The sequence below is a fragment of the Bartonella sp. DGB1 genome, assembly GCF_041345015.1.
In the GTDB taxonomy this organism is placed as follows: domain Bacteria; phylum Pseudomonadota; class Alphaproteobacteria; order Rhizobiales; family Rhizobiaceae; genus DGB1.
This window is the reverse complement of sequence record NZ_CP166769.1, coordinates 63,594-80,500: the sequence shown is the minus strand read 5'-3', so window position 1 is coordinate 80,500 and position 16,907 is coordinate 63,594. Positions and strand designations below refer to the sequence as shown.

20 protein-coding genes are annotated in these 16,907 nt (G+C 31.2%); 9 read left to right on the top strand and 11 right to left on the bottom strand.

Annotated features, from left to right (window positions below):
• Positions 1-13: 13 nt before the first annotated feature.
• The 3 genes from AB6T46_RS00385 to AB6T46_RS00375 all read right to left on the bottom strand — a co-directional run bounded on the left by AB6T46_RS00385 (position 14) and on the right by AB6T46_RS00375 (position 2,158).
• Positions 14-523 carry an invasion associated locus B family protein gene (locus AB6T46_RS00385; RefSeq protein ID WP_370931482.1) on the bottom strand — a complete coding sequence of 170 codons (510 nt, stop codon included), beginning with the start codon at positions 521-523 and terminating at the stop codon, positions 14-16.
• 101 nt (positions 524-624) lie between these two features.
• A complete protein-coding gene (locus AB6T46_RS00380) occupies positions 625-1,398 on the bottom strand; it encodes a M48 family metallopeptidase (protein ID WP_370931481.1) in 774 nt (257 codons plus the stop codon).
• Complete coding sequence (locus tag AB6T46_RS00375) at positions 1,382-2,158, bottom strand: alpha/beta hydrolase (protein WP_370931480.1); 777 nt, start codon at positions 2,156-2,158, stop codon at positions 1,382-1,384. Before AB6T46_RS00375 ends, AB6T46_RS00380 begins: the two co-directional genes overlap by 17 nt.
• A 192-nt stretch (positions 2,159-2,350) precedes the next feature.
• Here AB6T46_RS00375 and infC point away from each other — a divergent pair, with 192 nt between their 5' ends.
• Positions 2,351-2,887 carry a translation initiation factor IF-3 gene (gene infC / locus AB6T46_RS00370; RefSeq protein ID WP_370932065.1) on the top strand — a complete coding sequence of 179 codons (537 nt, stop codon included), beginning with the start codon at positions 2,351-2,353 and terminating at the stop codon, positions 2,885-2,887.
• A gap of 278 nt (positions 2,888-3,165) precedes the next feature.
• On the opposite strand, the gene lepA is transcribed toward infC, so the two are convergent.
• Positions 3,166-4,974 carry a translation elongation factor 4 gene (gene lepA / locus AB6T46_RS00365; protein ID WP_370931479.1) on the bottom strand — a complete coding sequence of 603 codons (1,809 nt, stop codon included), beginning with the start codon at positions 4,972-4,974 and terminating at the stop codon, positions 3,166-3,168.
• 164 nt (positions 4,975-5,138) lie between these two features.
• Here lepA and AB6T46_RS00360 point away from each other — a divergent pair, with 164 nt between their 5' ends.
• On the top strand, positions 5,139-6,137 hold the full coding sequence (locus AB6T46_RS00360; RefSeq protein WP_370931478.1) for a complex I NDUFA9 subunit family protein: 999 nt from the start codon (positions 5,139-5,141) through the stop codon (positions 6,135-6,137).
• Between the two features lie 471 nt (positions 6,138-6,608).
• Here the strand turns inward: AB6T46_RS00360 and pheT are convergent, their stop codons facing one another.
• The 5 genes from pheT to nth form a co-directional block, all read right to left on the bottom strand.
• Complete coding sequence (gene pheT / locus AB6T46_RS00355; protein ID WP_370931477.1) at positions 6,609-9,008, bottom strand: phenylalanine--tRNA ligase subunit beta; 2,400 nt, start codon at positions 9,006-9,008, stop codon at positions 6,609-6,611.
• Positions 9,009-9,033: 25 nt separating this feature from the next.
• Entirely contained in the window at positions 9,034-10,116 is a 1,083-nt protein-coding gene (pheS, locus tag AB6T46_RS00350; protein WP_370931476.1) for a phenylalanine--tRNA ligase subunit alpha, read from the bottom strand.
• Between the two features lie 124 nt (positions 10,117-10,240).
• Complete coding sequence (rplT, locus tag AB6T46_RS00345) at positions 10,241-10,642, bottom strand: 50S ribosomal protein L20 (protein ID WP_370931475.1); 402 nt, start codon at positions 10,640-10,642, stop codon at positions 10,241-10,243.
• Positions 10,643-10,664: 22 nt separating this feature from the next.
• On the bottom strand, positions 10,665-10,868 hold the full coding sequence (rpmI, locus tag AB6T46_RS00340) for a 50S ribosomal protein L35 (protein ID WP_370931474.1): 204 nt from the start codon (positions 10,866-10,868) through the stop codon (positions 10,665-10,667).
• Between the two features lie 123 nt (positions 10,869-10,991).
• A complete protein-coding gene (gene nth / locus AB6T46_RS00335; RefSeq protein WP_370931473.1) occupies positions 10,992-11,642 on the bottom strand; it encodes an endonuclease III in 651 nt (216 codons plus the stop codon).
• A 120-nt stretch (positions 11,643-11,762) separates the two neighbouring features.
• Here nth and AB6T46_RS00330 point away from each other — a divergent pair, with 120 nt between their 5' ends.
• On the top strand, positions 11,763-12,014 hold the full coding sequence (locus AB6T46_RS00330; protein WP_370931472.1) for a DUF1150 family protein: 252 nt from the start codon (positions 11,763-11,765) through the stop codon (positions 12,012-12,014).
• Between the two features lie 35 nt (positions 12,015-12,049).
• Here AB6T46_RS00330 and AB6T46_RS00325 read toward each other — a convergent pair whose 3' ends face one another.
• Positions 12,050-12,526, bottom strand: a complete 477-nt coding sequence (locus tag AB6T46_RS00325; protein WP_370931471.1) for a hypothetical protein — start codon at positions 12,524-12,526, stop codon at positions 12,050-12,052.
• A gap of 226 nt (positions 12,527-12,752) precedes the next feature.
• A complete protein-coding gene (locus AB6T46_RS00320) occupies positions 12,753-13,208 on the bottom strand; it encodes a PTS sugar transporter subunit IIA (RefSeq protein WP_370931470.1) in 456 nt (151 codons plus the stop codon).
• Positions 13,209-13,388: 180 nt separating this feature from the next.
• Between AB6T46_RS00320 and AB6T46_RS00315 the strand changes: the two genes are divergently transcribed.
• Genes AB6T46_RS00315 through AB6T46_RS00290 form a run of 6 tightly spaced genes read left to right on the top strand, consistent with a single transcriptional unit; the run spans position 13,389 to position 16,905 of the window.
• The gene (locus tag AB6T46_RS00315; RefSeq protein ID WP_370931469.1) at positions 13,389-13,697 is read left to right on the top strand and encodes an integration host factor subunit beta; all 309 of its coding nucleotides are present in this window, start codon (positions 13,389-13,391) and stop codon (positions 13,695-13,697) included.
• Between the two features lie 10 nt (positions 13,698-13,707).
• Positions 13,708-14,037 (top strand): hypothetical protein, encoded by a 330-nt coding sequence (locus AB6T46_RS00310; RefSeq protein ID WP_370931468.1) that lies wholly within the window; start codon positions 13,708-13,710, stop codon positions 14,035-14,037.
• Between the two features lie 8 nt (positions 14,038-14,045).
• Complete coding sequence (locus AB6T46_RS00305; RefSeq protein ID WP_370931467.1) at positions 14,046-14,984, top strand: class I SAM-dependent methyltransferase; 939 nt, start codon at positions 14,046-14,048, stop codon at positions 14,982-14,984.
• Positions 14,981-15,811, top strand: a complete 831-nt coding sequence (locus tag AB6T46_RS00300) for a TrmH family RNA methyltransferase (RefSeq protein ID WP_370931466.1) — start codon at positions 14,981-14,983, stop codon at positions 15,809-15,811. Before AB6T46_RS00305 ends, AB6T46_RS00300 begins: the two co-directional genes overlap by 4 nt.
• Before the next feature lie 2 nt (positions 15,812-15,813).
• Entirely contained in the window at positions 15,814-16,299 is a 486-nt protein-coding gene (lspA, locus tag AB6T46_RS00295) for a signal peptidase II (protein WP_370931465.1), read from the top strand.
• 9 nt (positions 16,300-16,308) lie between these two features.
• Positions 16,309-16,905, top strand: a complete 597-nt coding sequence (locus AB6T46_RS00290; protein ID WP_370932064.1) for a DUF805 domain-containing protein — start codon at positions 16,309-16,311, stop codon at positions 16,903-16,905.
• Positions 16,906-16,907: the final 2 nt, after the last annotated feature.

Sequence of the window (16,907 nt, the reverse complement as noted above, 5' to 3'; positions counted from 1 at the left end):
AACCAAGGTTATTTTAGTTACATCTTTGAATATTTTGCAATCCAGATGTTACTCCTTTTAGAGAATAGCTATATTTAGTAGATGTACCTCTAGCAGAAGTTGCCTGTATTTCCATGGTACTACCTTTTCTCATAGTATTAATAAAGGTTGCTTCTTCCGCAGGGTTAGCTAACCATGCAAAATTATCCTCAGTGAAAAAAACGAATTTAGAACTATCTATAGTAACAATAACCTTACTAGCTTTTTTAAAATTATAACCTGCAATAATTTGCGGTTCATTAGTAGAATTATTTACAACATTACGTTTTGTTACCAAAAAATAATTTTCGCCATGATTTACATTATCAGGTGAAGATCTAATTGGCTTAGACAAAATATAACAAATTTTTTTATTATTAACATCAATAAACTTATACGAACCCCATGATCCATACTGATTCATTTTTTCGGGCTTCGCTGCTAATACTGGATTAGACACCAATACAACTAAAGCAATAATAAGTAACAAATATATTCTTTTCATTTGAAGACTCTTTAATAAAAAATATTAACAAACAGAATAAGTTAAAAATATTAAGATTTTATAACTAAAATAGTTAAAACTATTAACTTAACTTAAAAATATTAAGATATCTCCAATTTAAACAATAGATATCCATGTTGCTTTAACCATTCTCTTCCTTTCTCCATATTTTGATCCAATTTTTTACATATTTTCCAAAATCTCTCACTATGATTCATCTCTAATAAATGTGACATTTCATGAGCTACTAAATATTTCAGCACAAAAGGCGGCGCCATAACTATACGCCAAGAAAAACTCAATGATCCATCACTAGTGCAAGACCCCCATCTACTTTTAGTATCTTTATAATTTAGGCTAGTCGGACTAACCCCTAGTTTTTGTGAAAATATTTTAACAAAAGATTGTATTTCTTTTCGGGCTTCTTTTTTTAAAAAATCAGCTATTCTTCTCGACCAATGACGTTCATCCCCATAGATAATTATTACTGGATTACCATATTTATCAACAGATACCTTCGTTAACCCTCTACCCTCACCTTTAACCAACTGATGCTTAACTCCTTTAAATAGAATAAAACCATTTTCTTGACAAGTGAATTTACCTACTAATCCAGACTCTACGTCTTTTCTAATTCTATTATTTATCCATAGTCTATTATTCTCAATGAATGAGTTAAGCTCTAATTTTTCACAGCCCACCGGTACAGTCACTTTCACCTGAGCTCTATCAGGTGAAAGTCTTAAAATTATTCGTTTAGCTTTTTTATTTTCTTTTACAATAATAGGCAATTTATGATTTTCAATAATCATATTGCCAATTAAACCGTTGGTTACAGTTTTCTTTGCAGGAAATATTTTACGAAAAAACTGCATTTTCAATTACCATATTATCTAAAATCCTTATAATTTTGCTTAAATCCTCCGGTCTAGATAATCGATGATCACCATCCGCAATGGTTGTAACAGTTACATTATCTCTTGGCAAATGACTTAAACAATATTCTATATGTGAAAAAGGAATTATTTCATCTTTTAATCCATGTATAATATGGATAGGACACTGAAATTGCAAGTTTTTTGTTAATAATAGATGTTTTTTAGAGTCCTCTATAAAATTTTTAGTAAATGGCATCATAAAATTCCAAGGATTACCATATAAAATAAATCCTTGTTGATTTAATGTATCTTGATCTTTTTCTGACAAAGATGGCAATAATAAGCGGGTAGTAAAATCTATTGCTGGTGCTATTAACAAAATACCGGCGATTTTTCGTCCTTCTTTAATCAATTTTTGAGCTAAACATAAACTTATCCAGCCACCGAGAGAACTCCCTATTAGCAATAACGGTGCTGAAATATTAGTTTTATACAATTGATAAGCCTGCTCTAACCAACTAGAAAAATTTTGCTGAAAAAAATCCCCCGCAGATTCACCATGACCGGCATAATCCCACCTTAGGTACGAAAGATCTTTAGATTCAGCATATGTATCAATTGCTGAAGCCTTTCCACTTAACATAGATGTACGATAACCTCCACACCACATCAAATGAATATTATTATTATTTGATATTCTTGATCGCACAGCAATGGCTATATCATCAATGATTGATATTTGGGCTGTTTTTTGCATATTCTCTCTCTAAATTACTGTTTAAATTGACTAAACTATAGCAAAAATAACGTATTTTTACAAGTTTATGCTTGCCTGGAACCTTTTACTATGTCATATTTAAACTTAATTTTGCAACAAATATAAAAGAAATTTGTTAACATGCAAGATAATTAATTTTTCGCGTAAACTACTTTTGAGGAGCCTATGAATATTCGTCGATCACCCAGAGCGACCATCCCTTCTAAAGAAGGACCCAGAGCGAACGCAGATATCCGCGTACCCCAAGTACAACTCATCAATGCAGAAGGGCAAAATATTGGTATAATAAGCAAACAAGAAGCCCAAAATATGGCAGATGAAGCTAACTTAGATTTAGTGGAAATTGTACCTAACGCTACCCCACCAGTATGTAAAATTATAGATTTAGGTAAATTAAAATATCAAAATCAAAAAAAAGCAGCAGAAGCACGTAAAAAACAGAAAACTGTTGATCTAAAAGAAATTAAAATGCGACCTAATATTGACACAAATGATTACAATGTCAAAATGAAAGCCATTAATAGATTTCTAGCGGATGGTGATAAAGTAAAAGTCACTTTAAGATTCAGAGGTAGAGAATTTGCTCACCAAGAATTAGGCATGAAACTATTAGTAAAAGTAAAAGATGAAACAGCTGAAGTCGCAAAAACAGAATTAGAGCCTAGTATGGAAGGGCGACAAATGATAATGATATTAGCTCCACGTTAATATCATTATAAAACACAAAAGATGAGAGATAAATTACTATTACCTCTCATCTTCAAGACTTGAATAGCTATTCTTGTAGAGTTTTCTATTACCAAATTGTAATATCTTTTTCTTACCTTCTTTTTGTTTCTCTTATAATTTTCTTTTCAAAAAACATCATCACTACGGCATTTATCTAGAATATCTTTGAGTAAAGAGTGAATTATTTTCCTTATAAATATTACCACCTGTAGATAATTAACCATCCTTTTAACGTTGTAACACTTACAATTTATATATTATTTATCACTCATTTTTAAAGCTTGAATAAAGGCTTCTTGCGGTATTTCTACTTTACCGAATTGCCTCATCTTTTTCTTACCTTCTTTTTGCTTCTCTAATAATTTTCTTTTTCTAGAAACATCACCACCATAACATTTAGCTGTAACATCTTTACGTAAAGCACGGATAGTTTCTCTTGCAACAATTTTACCGCCTATAGCAGCCTGAATTGGAATCTGAAACATATGCGGCGATATTAAATCCTTTAACTTTTCTACCATATTTCTGCCCCTTTTTTCAGCCGCAGATCTATGAACTAAAACAGATAATGCATCAACTGTTTCTCCATTAACTAATATAGACATTTTTACTAGATCACCTTCACGATAATCAATAATCTGATAATCAAATGATGCATAACCCTTAGAAATAGATTTTAATCTATCATAAAAATCAAAAACCACTTCATTTAATGGTAAATCATAAGAAACCATAGCCCTGGTACCAATATATGATAAATCTATTTGAATTCCGCGTCTTTCCTGACATAATTTCAATATAGCACCTAAATAATCATTTGGCGTCATAATTGATGCTCTAATCCAAGGCTCTTCAATTGCAGTGATTTTCATCACTTCTGGCATATCGGCAGGATTATGTAACTCTTTAATGGAACCATCTAGCATTGTCATACGATAAACAACAGAAGGAGCCGTTGCTATAAGATTCAAATTAAATTCACGCTCTAAACGCTCTTGAATAATTTCTAAATGCAACAGACCTAAAAAACCACATCTAAAACCAAAGCCTAGGGCAGCCGATGTTTCCATTTCAAAAGAAAAACTAGCATCATTTAAACGCAATTTACCCATTGCGGCCCTTAATTGCTCGAAATCAGCAGCATCTATTGGAAATAACCCACAAAATACTACCGGTTGCACAGATTTAAACCCATCCAATGGTTTCTCAGTCGGGCGACTATCTAAGGTTATTGTATCACCGACTTTAGTGTCAGCAACTTCTTTAATAGAAGCAGTAATAAAACCAATTTCACCAGGCGTTAAACTATCTACCGCTAACATTTTAGGAGTAAAAACACCTACGCGCTCTACAGGATATTTAGCTCCTGTCCCTAACATACGAATAGTTTGCCCTTTTTTTAAAAAGCCATCGATAACTCTTACTAATACTATCACGCCCAGATAGCTATCATACCAACTATCAACTAACATAGCTTTCAACGGAGCATTTATGTCACCTACAGTAGGAGCTGGTAATTGCTTAACTATTGCCTCTAATACATTCTCAATACCTAAACCTGTTTTAGCAGAAATCTCCACCGAATTAGTTGCATCTATACCTACTACCTCTTCGATTTGCGCTTTAACTCGTTCAGGTTCCGCAGCAGGTAAATCTACTTTATTCAAAACCACTAATATTTCATGATTATTATCAATAGCTTGATATACATTTGCTAAAGTCTGCGCTTCTACGCCCTGTGAGGCATCAACTACTAGTAATGATCCTTCGCATGCAGCTATAGAACGTGATACTTCATAAGCAAAATCCACATGCCCTGGCGTATCCATCAAGTTTAAAATATATTTTTGACCATCTTTAGCTGTATAATTTAATCTAACCGTTTGAGCTTTAATTGTTATACCTCTTTCACGTTCAATATCCATTGAATCGAGGATTTGCTCTTTCATCTCCCTAGTTTCTAAACCGCCTGTTATTTGTATCAAACGGTCAGCTAAGGTTGATTTTCCATGATCGATATGCGCTACAATAGAAAAGTTTCTTATATGTTCTAATTTTGTTACCATAAGCTATTATACCTAATTATTTTATCTCTGAATAGTGTACAACCATTACCTACCAATTTAACTTATAGATTGCAATTTATCAAATCTTATCTTATATCCTATGTAAATTGAATTGACTTGCTATTTTTTAGGTTATACATATAATAGAGATATTGGAGTATTAAATGTCGATGGAAAAATGTTGTTTTTCTAACAATAAACTGATAACCGTTCTAGGAGGATCGGGTTTTGTTGGAAGATATATAGTCGCTACTCTTGCTAAACAAGGTTATCGCATAAGAATAGTATCTAGAAACCCTGAAAAAAAAGCTGAATTGATACAATTAGGCAAAGTAGGGCAAATTCAAATAATAAAAGCTAATATAAGATATCCACAAACTATCCATAAAGTATTAAAAGACGCTGATGTTATTATAAATTTAATAAGCATATCTTATGAACGAGGCAAACAAACATTTAAAGCAGTGAATGTTGAAGGAGCAAGATTAGTTGCGGAAATATGCTCACATTTAAAAGTTCCGCTGATACATTTTTCTGCCCTTGGATCGAATGAACTAGCTAAAAGTTCATTCGCCAGATCAAAAGCTGCCGGAGAAAAAAATGTAAGACAATATTATCCTGACTCTATTATAATAAGACCAGCTATTATGTTTGGTAGAGAAGATAAAAGTTTTTACAAAGTAGCAAATAGTTTTTGTTATTTACCCTTCATCCCTTTAATAAACCACGGAAAAAATAAAATACAACCAGTTTATGTTAAAGATGTAGCCTTAATGACGGCAAAAATTATTGAAAATATGAATATTGATAAGAAAATATTTGAATTAGCTGGCCCAAAAACACTAACAGTAAAAGAAATCTGCAATATTATTTTGAAAAATATTAATAGGAAAAGATATTTTATTCCTATATCTGTGCAATTATCATATTTTTTAGCAGGGTTCTTTGAATTCATAAGCAAAATAAATAAAAAGCCACCTGTAATAAGTAAAGATTTTATCTTATCTCTACAAACAGATAATATTTTATCTCCTACCGCAAAAAGTAACGGGAAAACATTCGAATATTACGATATAACCCCACAGTCATTAGAAATATTCTTACAAGAAAATTTAAAGCGCTTCAGAGCTACCGGAATCTATCCACCAGCAATAAATGAATAACTAATATAAATTACCTGATGACCAACCTTAGCTAATTAATTAACGCCTGTATGATTACTAACTGCGATAATAATCTTATTAGATATTTTTTAATATCCACATCAGTAAACGTTCTACTGGCTATAAATTACCTCAAGGAACTCCATGATCATTAAATCTAGCGTATAAAAAATTAACCTGCTTCAAACCTACTAAAATACCAACTTATAATTAGACATAATTCACGTACCCTACTTCTAGGATTAAGATTAACTACGTAAAATAACACCTGTATGTTTATTAACTGTGGTAATAATCTTATTAGATATTTTTTAATATCTACATCAGTAAAGCTTTCTACGGGTTATAAATTACCTCAATGAACTCCATGATCATTAAATCTAGCGTATAAAAAATTAACCCACTTCAAACCTACTAAAATACCAACTTATAATTAGACATAATTCATGTACCCCACTCCTAGGATTAAGATTAACTACGTAAAATAGCACCTGTATGTTTATTCACTGCAGCAATAATCTTATTAGATATTTCTTCAATATCTGCATCTGTAAAACTTTTTTCGACGGGTTGCAATGTTACCTCTATACCTACAGCTTTAGTATCTATTGTTAAATTACCACCTTGAAAAACGTCAAAAATTTTCACTTCTTTAATAAACTTTTTATCTGCCCCTTTAACCGATCTTACTAAATTAATAGATGGTGTCTCTACAGGTAAAATAAAAGAAAAATCACGTACAACCGGCTGTAAGTTATGTAAAGTTAATCTAGGCTTAGTTTTACTCGATTTAATTTTAGTTTGTGGTATATTATCTAAAAATATTTCACAAGCACATACAGCACCTGATAAACCCATTTCTGATATTATTTCTGGATGTAACTCTCCAAAATAACCGATAGTATTTTTAGCGCCTAATTTTAATACACCAGCGCGACCTGGGTGATAATAACTAGGAGGATTAGCATCTATTTGAACTGAATCACTCTGCAATCCTAAAGAAGCTATAATAGTAAAAGCATCTATCTTAGCATCATATAAAGTTACATCTTTAATATCATTATTCCATAATCTTTCTGAACTAGTTAAATTTTCTTTTCCTTGTCTAACGGTAGCGGCCATTTTGAGCTGCCCTTTTGCCTCTGTAGATAAATAAATATCTCCTATTTCAAAAAAGGCTAAATTATTGTACCCACGATCAATATTTTTTTGCATATTAACCAACATGCCCGGCAGTAAAGAAGGACGCATATCAGACATATCCGCAGAAATAGGATTTAATAACTTTAACTCATCTGCTCCACCTCCAAATAATTCAGCATATTTAGCAGAAATAAAAGAATAATTTACATTCTCCATTAAACCTAAAGCTGCCAAACTACGAGCTAAGTTAATCTCTGAAGATAATTTATAATTACCAGAACAATCTAGAGGTTGTGACTTGATATTATCAACTCCATATAACCTCATTATCTCTTCAACTAAATCTGCTGTATTTTGAATATCATATCTCCAAGAAGGTGGAACTATTTGCCAAAATTCTTCCTGTTTTTCCAACTTAAAACCTAACGCTAAAAAATATTTTTCAATCTCTGCAGGATCTACATCAATTCCTAATAAGCGTTTTACCTCGTTTAAATCAAAATTAATTAACTCTCTATCTGTTAATTTTTCTTTCGACTGTATCCATATTTCTGTTTTATTACTAGCAGTACCGCCGCAAAATTCTAAAATAATAGCACTAGCTGCATCTAATCCAAATCCAACCAAAGCAGCATCTACACCACGCTCGAATCTATAACGTGCATCAGTAGAAATACCAAGCCTTCTACCAGTGATAGCAATCATTTGACTATCCCATAAAGCAGATTCTAAAATAATTGAACGAGTGTCCCTATCGCAAGCAGTACGTAAGCCACCAATAATACCAGCTAAAGATATGATGCCCTCTTCATCACAAATAACTGTATCGTTAGAAGTTAATTGATAAATATTGTTATCTAAAGCTATGAATTCTTCACCTTCTTTAGCTCTACGAATCACTAAATTACCCTTTATTTTATCAGCGTCGAAAACATGCAAAGGACGACCAATATCAAAAGTAAAATAATTAGTTACATCTACTACGGCAGATAGATTTCTTTGTCCTATTACACGTAAATATCTTTGCATCCATTCAGGTGAATCATTATTCTTAATATTATTAATCTTTCTATAGGTAAAAGCCAAACAAGCATTTTCATCCTGTTCTACTTTAATAGATAAATTAACTGAAAAATCACCTTTAACAACCTCCTCAGCTAAAGGAAGCAACTGCCCCATTCCAGCTGCAGCTAAATCTCTAGCTATACCATACACACCAGTACAATCTGCTCTATTAGGAGTTAATCCTATTTCTATAAGGGGATCAATCAATTTTGCATAATCAGCAAATTTACTTCCTATTACACTTTCTTCTGGCAACTCTATAATACCACCATCATCTTCGCCTAAATTTAATTCTTTTAGGGAACATAACATACCACAACTTTCAACCCCACGAATTTTGACGACTGATAAAGTTATATCTAACCCCGGAATATAAGTACCTGCTGGAGCATAAACGACCTTTATCCCTTTACGGGCATTTTTAGCACCGCAAACAAGCTTAATAGGCTCTGATTTACCAACATTTAAAGTCACTAATTGTAATTTATCTGCTTCAGGATGTTTTTCAGTCGCAATAATTTCTGCTACCAAAAAAGGTTCATAACGCGAAAAGTCATCTACAGACTCAACTTCTAAACCTATTTCAGTAAGTTTATTCGTAATTTCTGCTAGAGAATTATGAGTTAATAAATATTTTTTTAACCAAGAAAATGTAAATTTCATAATATAACCTATACTAGCAATTAAATTAATTATTATTTAATAATAAGGAAGGTAAATCCAAAGGACGAAAACCATAGTGAGATAACCATCTAATATCTCCATTAAAAAAAGCACGTAAATCAGACATACCATATTTTAACATAGCAAAACGATCTATACCCATACCCCAGGCAAAACCCTGATAAACATCAGGATCAATACCGCCAAAACGCAAAACATTTGGATTAACCATTCCACACCCAAGAACCTCCAACCAATTTTCACCTTCTCCTATATAAATATTACCATCGTTATCTCGTTTACATTGAATATCAACCTCTAACGATGGCTCGGTAAAAGGAAAAAAAGAAGGACGAAAACGCATTTTTAAGTTTTTAACCTCAAAAAAACTTTTACAAAATTCTTCTAACAACCATTTTAATTGAGCTATATTAGTATTTTTATCGACTAAAAGCCCTTCAAGCTGGTGAAACATAGGAGAATGGGTCGCATCAGAATCAACTCGATAAGTCTTACCTGGCATCATTACTCTGATAGGGGGTGTTCTACTCTCCATCGTATGTATTTGTACTGGTGAAGTATGTGTTCTTAAAAGCTTTTTTTCACCAACAGCAGTATCATTAAAGAAAAATGTATCATGCATCTCACGCGCCGGATGACCTTCTGGAAAATTTAAAGCGGTAAAATTATAATAATCATTTTCAATATCAGGTCCAACCGCAATATCAAAGCCCATAACTTGTAATATTTGCTGCATTTCTTCCATCACTTTAGTCAAGGGATGGATATAACCGCGCATTAGAGGGCTATTCGAGACTGATAAAGTTATATCTAGCTTTTCCTTTTCAAGTCGTAATTTCATAGCTTCTTGCTTTAAAGCGTTACGTTTGATAACAATAGCTTCGTTAATACTATCTTTTAATTGATTTAATATAGGTCCATATATTTGTCGATCTTCAGCGGTCATTCGACCCAGCTCTTTTAATTTTTCAGATATTATACCTTTTTTGCCTAATAAATTTACTCTAACAGCTTCAAGAGACGATTCATCCGTTGCATTATTAATTTCAATAATTGCATCATTTTTTAATTGGTTCAAATCTGCCATTGTTATATCCTGCTCTTAGATAAATATATTAAATTCCAGATAAATATTAATTTAACAACTATATTAGAAAAAATCCCCGCACACCAAAATTGTGTACGGGGATCAAAATAAAAAATTTTTAATATTATCCCACAATAGCGTTAAAAGCTTGAGGATCTTTTTCTTTTAAATATGCTAAAGCATTTTTTGCCTGACCAACTAAAGCAGAAAATGCCTCTGGCTCGTGAATAGCTAGATCTGACAATATTTTACGATCTACCTCTACACCAGCTTTTAATAAACCATCTATGAAACGTCCGTAAGTTAGGCCTTCAGCTCTAACAGCTGCGTTTATTCTCTGTATCCATAACGCGCGAAAATTACGCTTGCGATTTTTACGGTCACGATAAGCATATTGTTTTGCACGATCTACAGCCGCTTTAGCTGCTCTGATAGTATTTTTACGACGTCCGTAATATCCTGAAGCCTGTTTTAATATTTTTTTGTGTTTAGCGTGTGCGGTAACGCCTCTTTTAACATGTGCCATAATTTAAACTCCTTAATAAATTTTATTTTCCGTTAGGCAAATAATTAGAAATAACTTTTTTAGCATCAGGCTCAGAAAGAACCATCATACCACGTGCGTTACGAATAAATTTATTAGTACGTTTAATCATTCCATGTCTTTTACCAGCAGATCCAGCTTTCACTAGACCGTTAGCGGTAATTTTGAAGCGCTTTTTAGCAGCTGATTTAGTTTTCATTTTGGGCATTTTGCTCTCCTGTAATAAAATAACCATTAATATATTAAGCAAAACAATCGCCACGGCATGCCCTGCCGGTCGATCTACTACTTTATAAAATTATTTTATTGATTTTACAAGTATTTTCTTTAATTATATATCTATATTATTATTTTTATAATATAGACATATTTTAGTTAAAAAACATTCATTACAGAGAGGTTTTCTAGCTTTACAAATATATCTACCATGCAATACTAACCAATGATGTGCATTATAAATATATTTATCTGGTATCGCTCGCAACAAATCTTTTTCCACCGCCAACGGATTACTACCATCTGATAAACCTAATCTACGGCTTAATCTAAAAATATGCGTATCTACTGCTATAGTATTTTGTCCAAAAGCAGTATTTAAAACCACATTAGCTGTTTTACGACCAACCCCAGCTAACGACATTAAATCCGTTAAATTATTTGGAACATTTCCATTAAAATTGTCAACCAAAGACTTAGATAATAAGATAATATTCTTAGCTTTTTCACGCCATAAACCTATGGTCTTAATATATTGCTCTAACTTAACAATACCTAGATCTAACATATCTTGCGGTGTAGATACCAATTTGAATAAATCTTTAGTTGCTTTATTAACACTCACATCTGTAGCTTGCGCCGACAACACAACCGCAACAAGCAGACTATAATTATTATTATAATTCAATTCTGTTTTAGGCTGTGGATTACGCTCAGAAAATTGTTCAAAAATATCATTTATTTGTCGACAAGATAAAATTTGCATGAAATATCTTTCAAATTTATATATTAAAATGCTATTATTAGAATGATATTTTTTATATATAAAAAAAGCAACAATATTTAATATAATACATTTATATGCTAGTATGTTAAGGAGAAAAAAATGGCTAATAATATACCAAGCATAGATATGTCTGAGTTACACTCTCTTGGGCAAGGTAAAATTGCCTACGTACGCAAGATAAAAACTGAAGAATTAGCTAAAAACTTCCCGTCACTTCCTCCTTTAGCTGCGGGCGTAGAAATATGGGCACTTTTTGGCGCTAGCGGTGAACCGTTAATCTTATCTGAAGCGCAACACGATATTTTGATGAGCGCTAAAGAACAAGATCTAGAAACATTTTCCGTACATTAAATCGAAAAAGATTAATAAAATTCTATAACTTAACATCAAATAGATTTATATCTCTTTCTAAGTATAGCTCTCTCTTTATCTCTGGCTTGTTTAACCTTTTGGCGAGATAGATATCTTCTAGTGGCTAGATAATATCTTTTTCTTAATATCGGTGAAGACTGCCTTAACTGAGGATAGATCGCCACTATAAAAGCAAAAATGTGAAAAACCGCAAAAAATAACATAATATTAATTTTTTGTCCTAGTCTTATTCGCCCTAATTTAATAGTTATAAATTTAATTAAAGTAGCAGGTATCAAATATAAGCTAAACCAAAAAGACAAAACTAATAAGATAACCATAATTATCCCTAGATCACCTTTGTCTTGCATATAAGACCATTGATAATGATTAATTATTAACTCAGCTACATTACGCAAACCTAGTAATAATAACCCATATACAAAAAAGATAAATAACCCCATAAAGATTAAAGTTATTAAAAAATTTTTATTTTCACTTTTAAGTTTCATCATCATTGACCTTAGCATATATGAAATATATATAATCTATAACCGGCTAATAAACAAACAATAAATTATATATTCCCTTGTTAGCACGATGATACATAGTTCTAACAATAAGGTTTCATTTCCTATCAATCTAGAAATATTTACTAAAGCATTTAAATATTAAGACCCTTCAATAGGTATTCAATAACACACTAAACCGCAGCAGCTTTTATATAAGTTAGCTTAATTATTGTAAATTATTAGTAGCTAATAAATTGTATATTTCATCCTTAGCTTTAGTATTACGTAGTGCCAACAATAAACTTTCATTTCTTACTAATCTAGCAATCCTCGCTAAGGCGCTTAAATGTTGAGATACTAATTCCTTAGGACTTAATAACAAGAAGACTAAGTCTATTGGTTCTGTATCTTCATGTGAAAAATATATTGGTTCAGCTAGACGAGCAAAAATAATATTTATCTTCTGTAAAGACTCTAATCTTCCATGTGGTAATGCTACTCCACCACCTATGTTAGTAAACGATTGATTTTCACGCTCTAAAATAGCCTGATTAATAACTTCTGTATCTATATCTATAAGTTTAGACGCATAATAAGATAAGCGAGAGATCAAATGATTGTGACCTTTAATTTTTAAGTCTAATAATATTGCGTTCGGTTGCAAAAATTCTCCCAAAGTCATAATATGCTCCTTATTTATATGTATAGAACATGGATAACTAAATATATAATATTTTTATTTTTTTAACACTTATATCTTACACATTACACAATATATTACAAACAAAACTGTAAAGTCTTTGACTAAATAATGATAGAACTATAAAATAACCAACAATTAACGGCGTATAAAGGAAGGGACATGCTAAAATCGGAGCTAATAACTAAAATATCCGCTAAACACCCTCATTTAAAAAAAAATGAGGTGGAACTTATAATTAATACAATGTTTAATGAAATACGACAATCTTTAATAAATGGTCATAGAGTAGAGCTAAGACGCTTTGGTTCTTTTGATATAAAAAAGAAGCCCGCTAGAATAGGAAGAAACCCTAAAACTGGAGAAATTATACATATAAAAGAAAGATATGCACCGTTTTTTAAAATGGGAAAAGCCTTGAAAGATAGATTGAACGAGGAATATAATAAAGAGTTAAAACAAAAAAGCTAGAGGAATAAATATGTTCAAACAAACGCTAATAAAAGTAAGTAATTTTTTTTATTGGTTAATAATTATTTTATTAACAGTATTATTTATCACTCTAATGGTACTGAATAGCCAATCAATTACGTTATACTATAATCCTTTTGCTTTTTCTAATGATCAACAAGGTTTAACCGCGCCCCTATTTATTTGGTTAATTTTATCTTTTATAGTTGGAATCATTATAGGAGGAATTATTGTGTGGTTTCAGCAGAAAAAATATAGAAAATTAGCCTGGGAAACATTATTACATTCTGATAATATACAAAAATTACCGACTCACACTGATAAAAACAACATAGAATAATTAATCATATGACCATCTCAAATAGCCTAGCTGAACAATTCCCGTTAATATTAAAAACAAAATCCTCAAAAGAATATGCATTACTAGATAGCGGAAATGGTAGAAAACTAGAAAGATATGGTAAATATATTATCAATAGGCCAGAAGGTCAGGCAATCTGGACACCCGAATTACCAAGTTATATCTGGCAAAAAGCTGATGCTATATTCACAGGAAACACAGAAGAAGAAGCTATCGGCAGATGGCATTTCCCTAAAGTTAAATTAGCTGAAACTTGGAACCTCAGCTGGAACAAATTGGATTTTCTAGGAAGATTTACTTCTTTCCGCCATGTAGGTGTATTTCCAGAGCAAGCGGCTCACTGGTTTTTTTTAGAAAAATTAATCAAAAACACTGCTAAACCGCCTAAAGTGCTTAATTTATTTGCTTATACAGGAATAGCATCTTTAGTAGCGGCTAGAGCAGGAGCAGAAGTCACACACGTAGATGCTTCAAAAAAAGCAATCGGCTGGGCTAAAGAAAATCAAATAAAAGCTGGTATGGAACAAGCTAAAATACGCTGGATATGTGATGATGCTCTCAGCTTTTGTAAAAGAGAGCTAAGACGTAACAAAAATTATGATATTATTCTATTGGATCCTCCAGCATATGGCAGAGGTCCTAAAGGCGAAGTGTGGCAATTATTTGACCATTTAAAAGAGATGCTAATATTATGTAAAAATTTACTTTCAGCAGATGCTTTGTCATTAATTCTAACAGCTTATTCAATAAGAGCATCTTTTCTTGCTATGCATGAATTAAATTATGAAATATTTCAGGATAAAAAAGGTATAATTGAATCTGGTGAATTAATTATAGAAACCGAAAATTCTAGAAGATGTTTATCAACTTCATTATTTAGTAGATGGATATCAAACCAACAAACTCAAATTTTGGCAAATAAATGAATAACATTCCTAGTGGCAACGTAAAAAATATAACTAGCTTAAGCAATCCTATAATAAAAAATTTTAAAGCTTTATTTCTTAAAAAAAATAGAGAAAAACAAAATCTTTTTGTGGCAGAAGGGCTAAAAATAATAATTGAAGCCTTAGAAAATAACTGGGAAATAACGAATCTATTATTCACCCCAAATAAAAATCTTTCTCCTTTATTAGATGAAGTAATATTAAAAATTAAAAATCAAGGGGCATTGATAATAAGTACAACTCCTCAGATACTTTCTTCTATCTCTAGGCGAGACAATCCACAAACTGTAATAGGTATAATAAAAAGAAAAATCCAGAATTTAACGGAACTCAACACTAACAATAACTTTAATTTATTGGCATTAGACAGAATAAAAGACCCTGGCAACTTAGGTACTATAATAAGAACCGCAGATGCTGTAGGCCTTAAAAACATTTGTCTTCTTGGTGATTGCACTGATCCTTTTGCTATTGAAACTGTTAGAGCTTCTATGGGATCGATATTTGCCGTAAATATTTTTAAAAGTGAATTAGATAATTTTATTACCTGGCAAAAAAACTTTAATGGTCAAACAATAGGAACTTACTTAAAAGGCGCATTAGATTTTAGAAAAGTTAATTATTATGATAAAAATAATTTATTAATTATGGGTAATGAACAACAAGGAATATGCGATAAATTATTAAATATCTGTGATAAGTTAATAAAAATCCCTCAACAAGGTAGAGCGGACTCGTTAAATTTATCTGTTGCAACCGCCTTAGCTTTATACGAAATTTATAGAAAACAACTAACCTTGGATTAATTATGCTCCAAAAAAATAAGAACTTAATCAAAAATATTTATTTACTAATTATATTAGTAGCCTCAGACCAATTAATCAAATTATTAGTAGAAAATTATCTAACTTATCATAAGCCTCTGAATATATTACCATTTTTCTCTTTACTAAAAACATATAATACCGGGATAGCCTTTTCTTTTCTACAAAATATACCAAGCTTAACTTTACTTATCATTAGTATTATTACATGTTTATTTTTTTGCTATCTATGGTATACAACCAACAAAACACATAAATGGCAAAAATTAGCTTATTTGCTAATTATTGCTGGAGCATTAGGAAATATGATTGATAGACTTTCAAAAGGCTATGTGGTAGATTACTTATATTTACATTCAAATACATATAATTTTTCCTTTGCTGTATTTAACTTAGCTGATAGTTTTATAACCATAGGAGCAATTATATTAATAGCTAACGAATTAATTAATATTAGAAAAAAAGAATAATAAATTTAAATAAAATTATTATTTTATGTTAAGAGTGAGTACAAACAAAATGTTATATATAATTTATTTATCGATGCAATAAAAAATGCTCTAAATTTTAAAGGGCGTATTAGTAGAAAAGATTACTGGTTGACAATTTTATCTATAATAATAGTAACATTGTTAGCATTTTTAGCATTTTTAATTTTAGCTATAATTTTCGCTATGTTAGAACCAGATAATGTTAATCTAGACGCCTCCATCTCCGTAAGACTATTGACAGCTTTACTGGTACTATTCTTAATTTTTATTTTAGGTGTAGCACAAACATCACTTACTGTACGTCGCTTACATGACCTTAATAGGAGTGGGCTTATAGAATATATAAGTGTAGGAATCGCTGTTTTCAGTTTTATATTAGAATTTACATTTTATGGCACACTAGGAGATTATACACAAGACAATTTACAATTTATAGATTATTCTAGCTTAGAAGCTAGCATCATGAGTACTCTTAATGTAATTGGTCTTATATTATCAATCATTATTATTATAATTTGTTGTTTTAAAGGCGATACACAAGACAATAAATATGGTAAATCACCATATTCTACTAAAGACGCATAATT

Excerpts from the sequence above, each read along its gene's own strand:
- AB6T46_RS00325 (WP_370931471.1), bottom strand. The coding sequence starts at position 12,526 with ATGAAACTTAAAAGTGAAAATAAAAATTTTTTAATAACTTTAATCTTT.
- AB6T46_RS00315 (WP_370931469.1), top strand. The coding sequence starts at position 13,389 with ATGCTAAAATCGGAGCTAATAACTAAAATATCCGCTAAACACCCTCAT.
- AB6T46_RS00375 (WP_370931480.1), bottom strand. The coding sequence starts at position 2,158 with ATGCAAAAAACAGCCCAAATATCAATCATTGATGATATAGCCATTGCT.
- pheT (WP_370931477.1), bottom strand. The coding sequence starts at position 9,008 with ATGAAATTTACATTTTCTTGGTTAAAAAAATATTTATTAACTCATAAT.
- AB6T46_RS00300 (WP_370931466.1), top strand. The coding sequence starts at position 14,981 with ATGAATAACATTCCTAGTGGCAACGTAAAAAATATAACTAGCTTAAGC.
- AB6T46_RS00385 (WP_370931482.1), bottom strand. The coding sequence starts at position 523 with ATGAAAAGAATATATTTGTTACTTATTATTGCTTTAGTTGTATTGGTG.
- AB6T46_RS00305 (WP_370931467.1), top strand. The coding sequence starts at position 14,046 with ATGACCATCTCAAATAGCCTAGCTGAACAATTCCCGTTAATATTAAAA.
- AB6T46_RS00330 (WP_370931472.1), top strand. The coding sequence starts at position 11,763 with ATGGCTAATAATATACCAAGCATAGATATGTCTGAGTTACACTCTCTT.
- AB6T46_RS00320 (WP_370931470.1), bottom strand. The coding sequence starts at position 13,208 with ATGACTTTGGGAGAATTTTTGCAACCGAACGCAATATTATTAGACTTA.
- lspA (WP_370931465.1), top strand. The coding sequence starts at position 15,814 with ATGCTCCAAAAAAATAAGAACTTAATCAAAAATATTTATTTACTAATT.
- AB6T46_RS00380 (WP_370931481.1), bottom strand. The coding sequence starts at position 1,398 with ATGCAGTTTTTTCGTAAAATATTTCCTGCAAAGAAAACTGTAACCAAC.
- AB6T46_RS00310 (WP_370931468.1), top strand. The coding sequence starts at position 13,708 with ATGTTCAAACAAACGCTAATAAAAGTAAGTAATTTTTTTTATTGGTTA.
- lepA (WP_370931479.1), bottom strand. The coding sequence starts at position 4,974 with ATGGTAACAAAATTAGAACATATAAGAAACTTTTCTATTGTAGCGCAT.
- pheS (WP_370931476.1), bottom strand. The coding sequence starts at position 10,116 with ATGGCAGATTTGAACCAATTAAAAAATGATGCAATTATTGAAATTAAT.
- nth (WP_370931473.1), bottom strand. The coding sequence starts at position 11,642 with ATGCAAATTTTATCTTGTCGACAAATAAATGATATTTTTGAACAATTT.
- rplT (WP_370931475.1), bottom strand. The coding sequence starts at position 10,642 with ATGGCACATGTTAAAAGAGGCGTTACCGCACACGCTAAACACAAAAAA.
- AB6T46_RS00360 (WP_370931478.1), top strand. The coding sequence starts at position 5,139 with ATGTCGATGGAAAAATGTTGTTTTTCTAACAATAAACTGATAACCGTT.
- rpmI (WP_370931474.1), bottom strand. The coding sequence starts at position 10,868 with ATGCCCAAAATGAAAACTAAATCAGCTGCTAAAAAGCGCTTCAAAATT.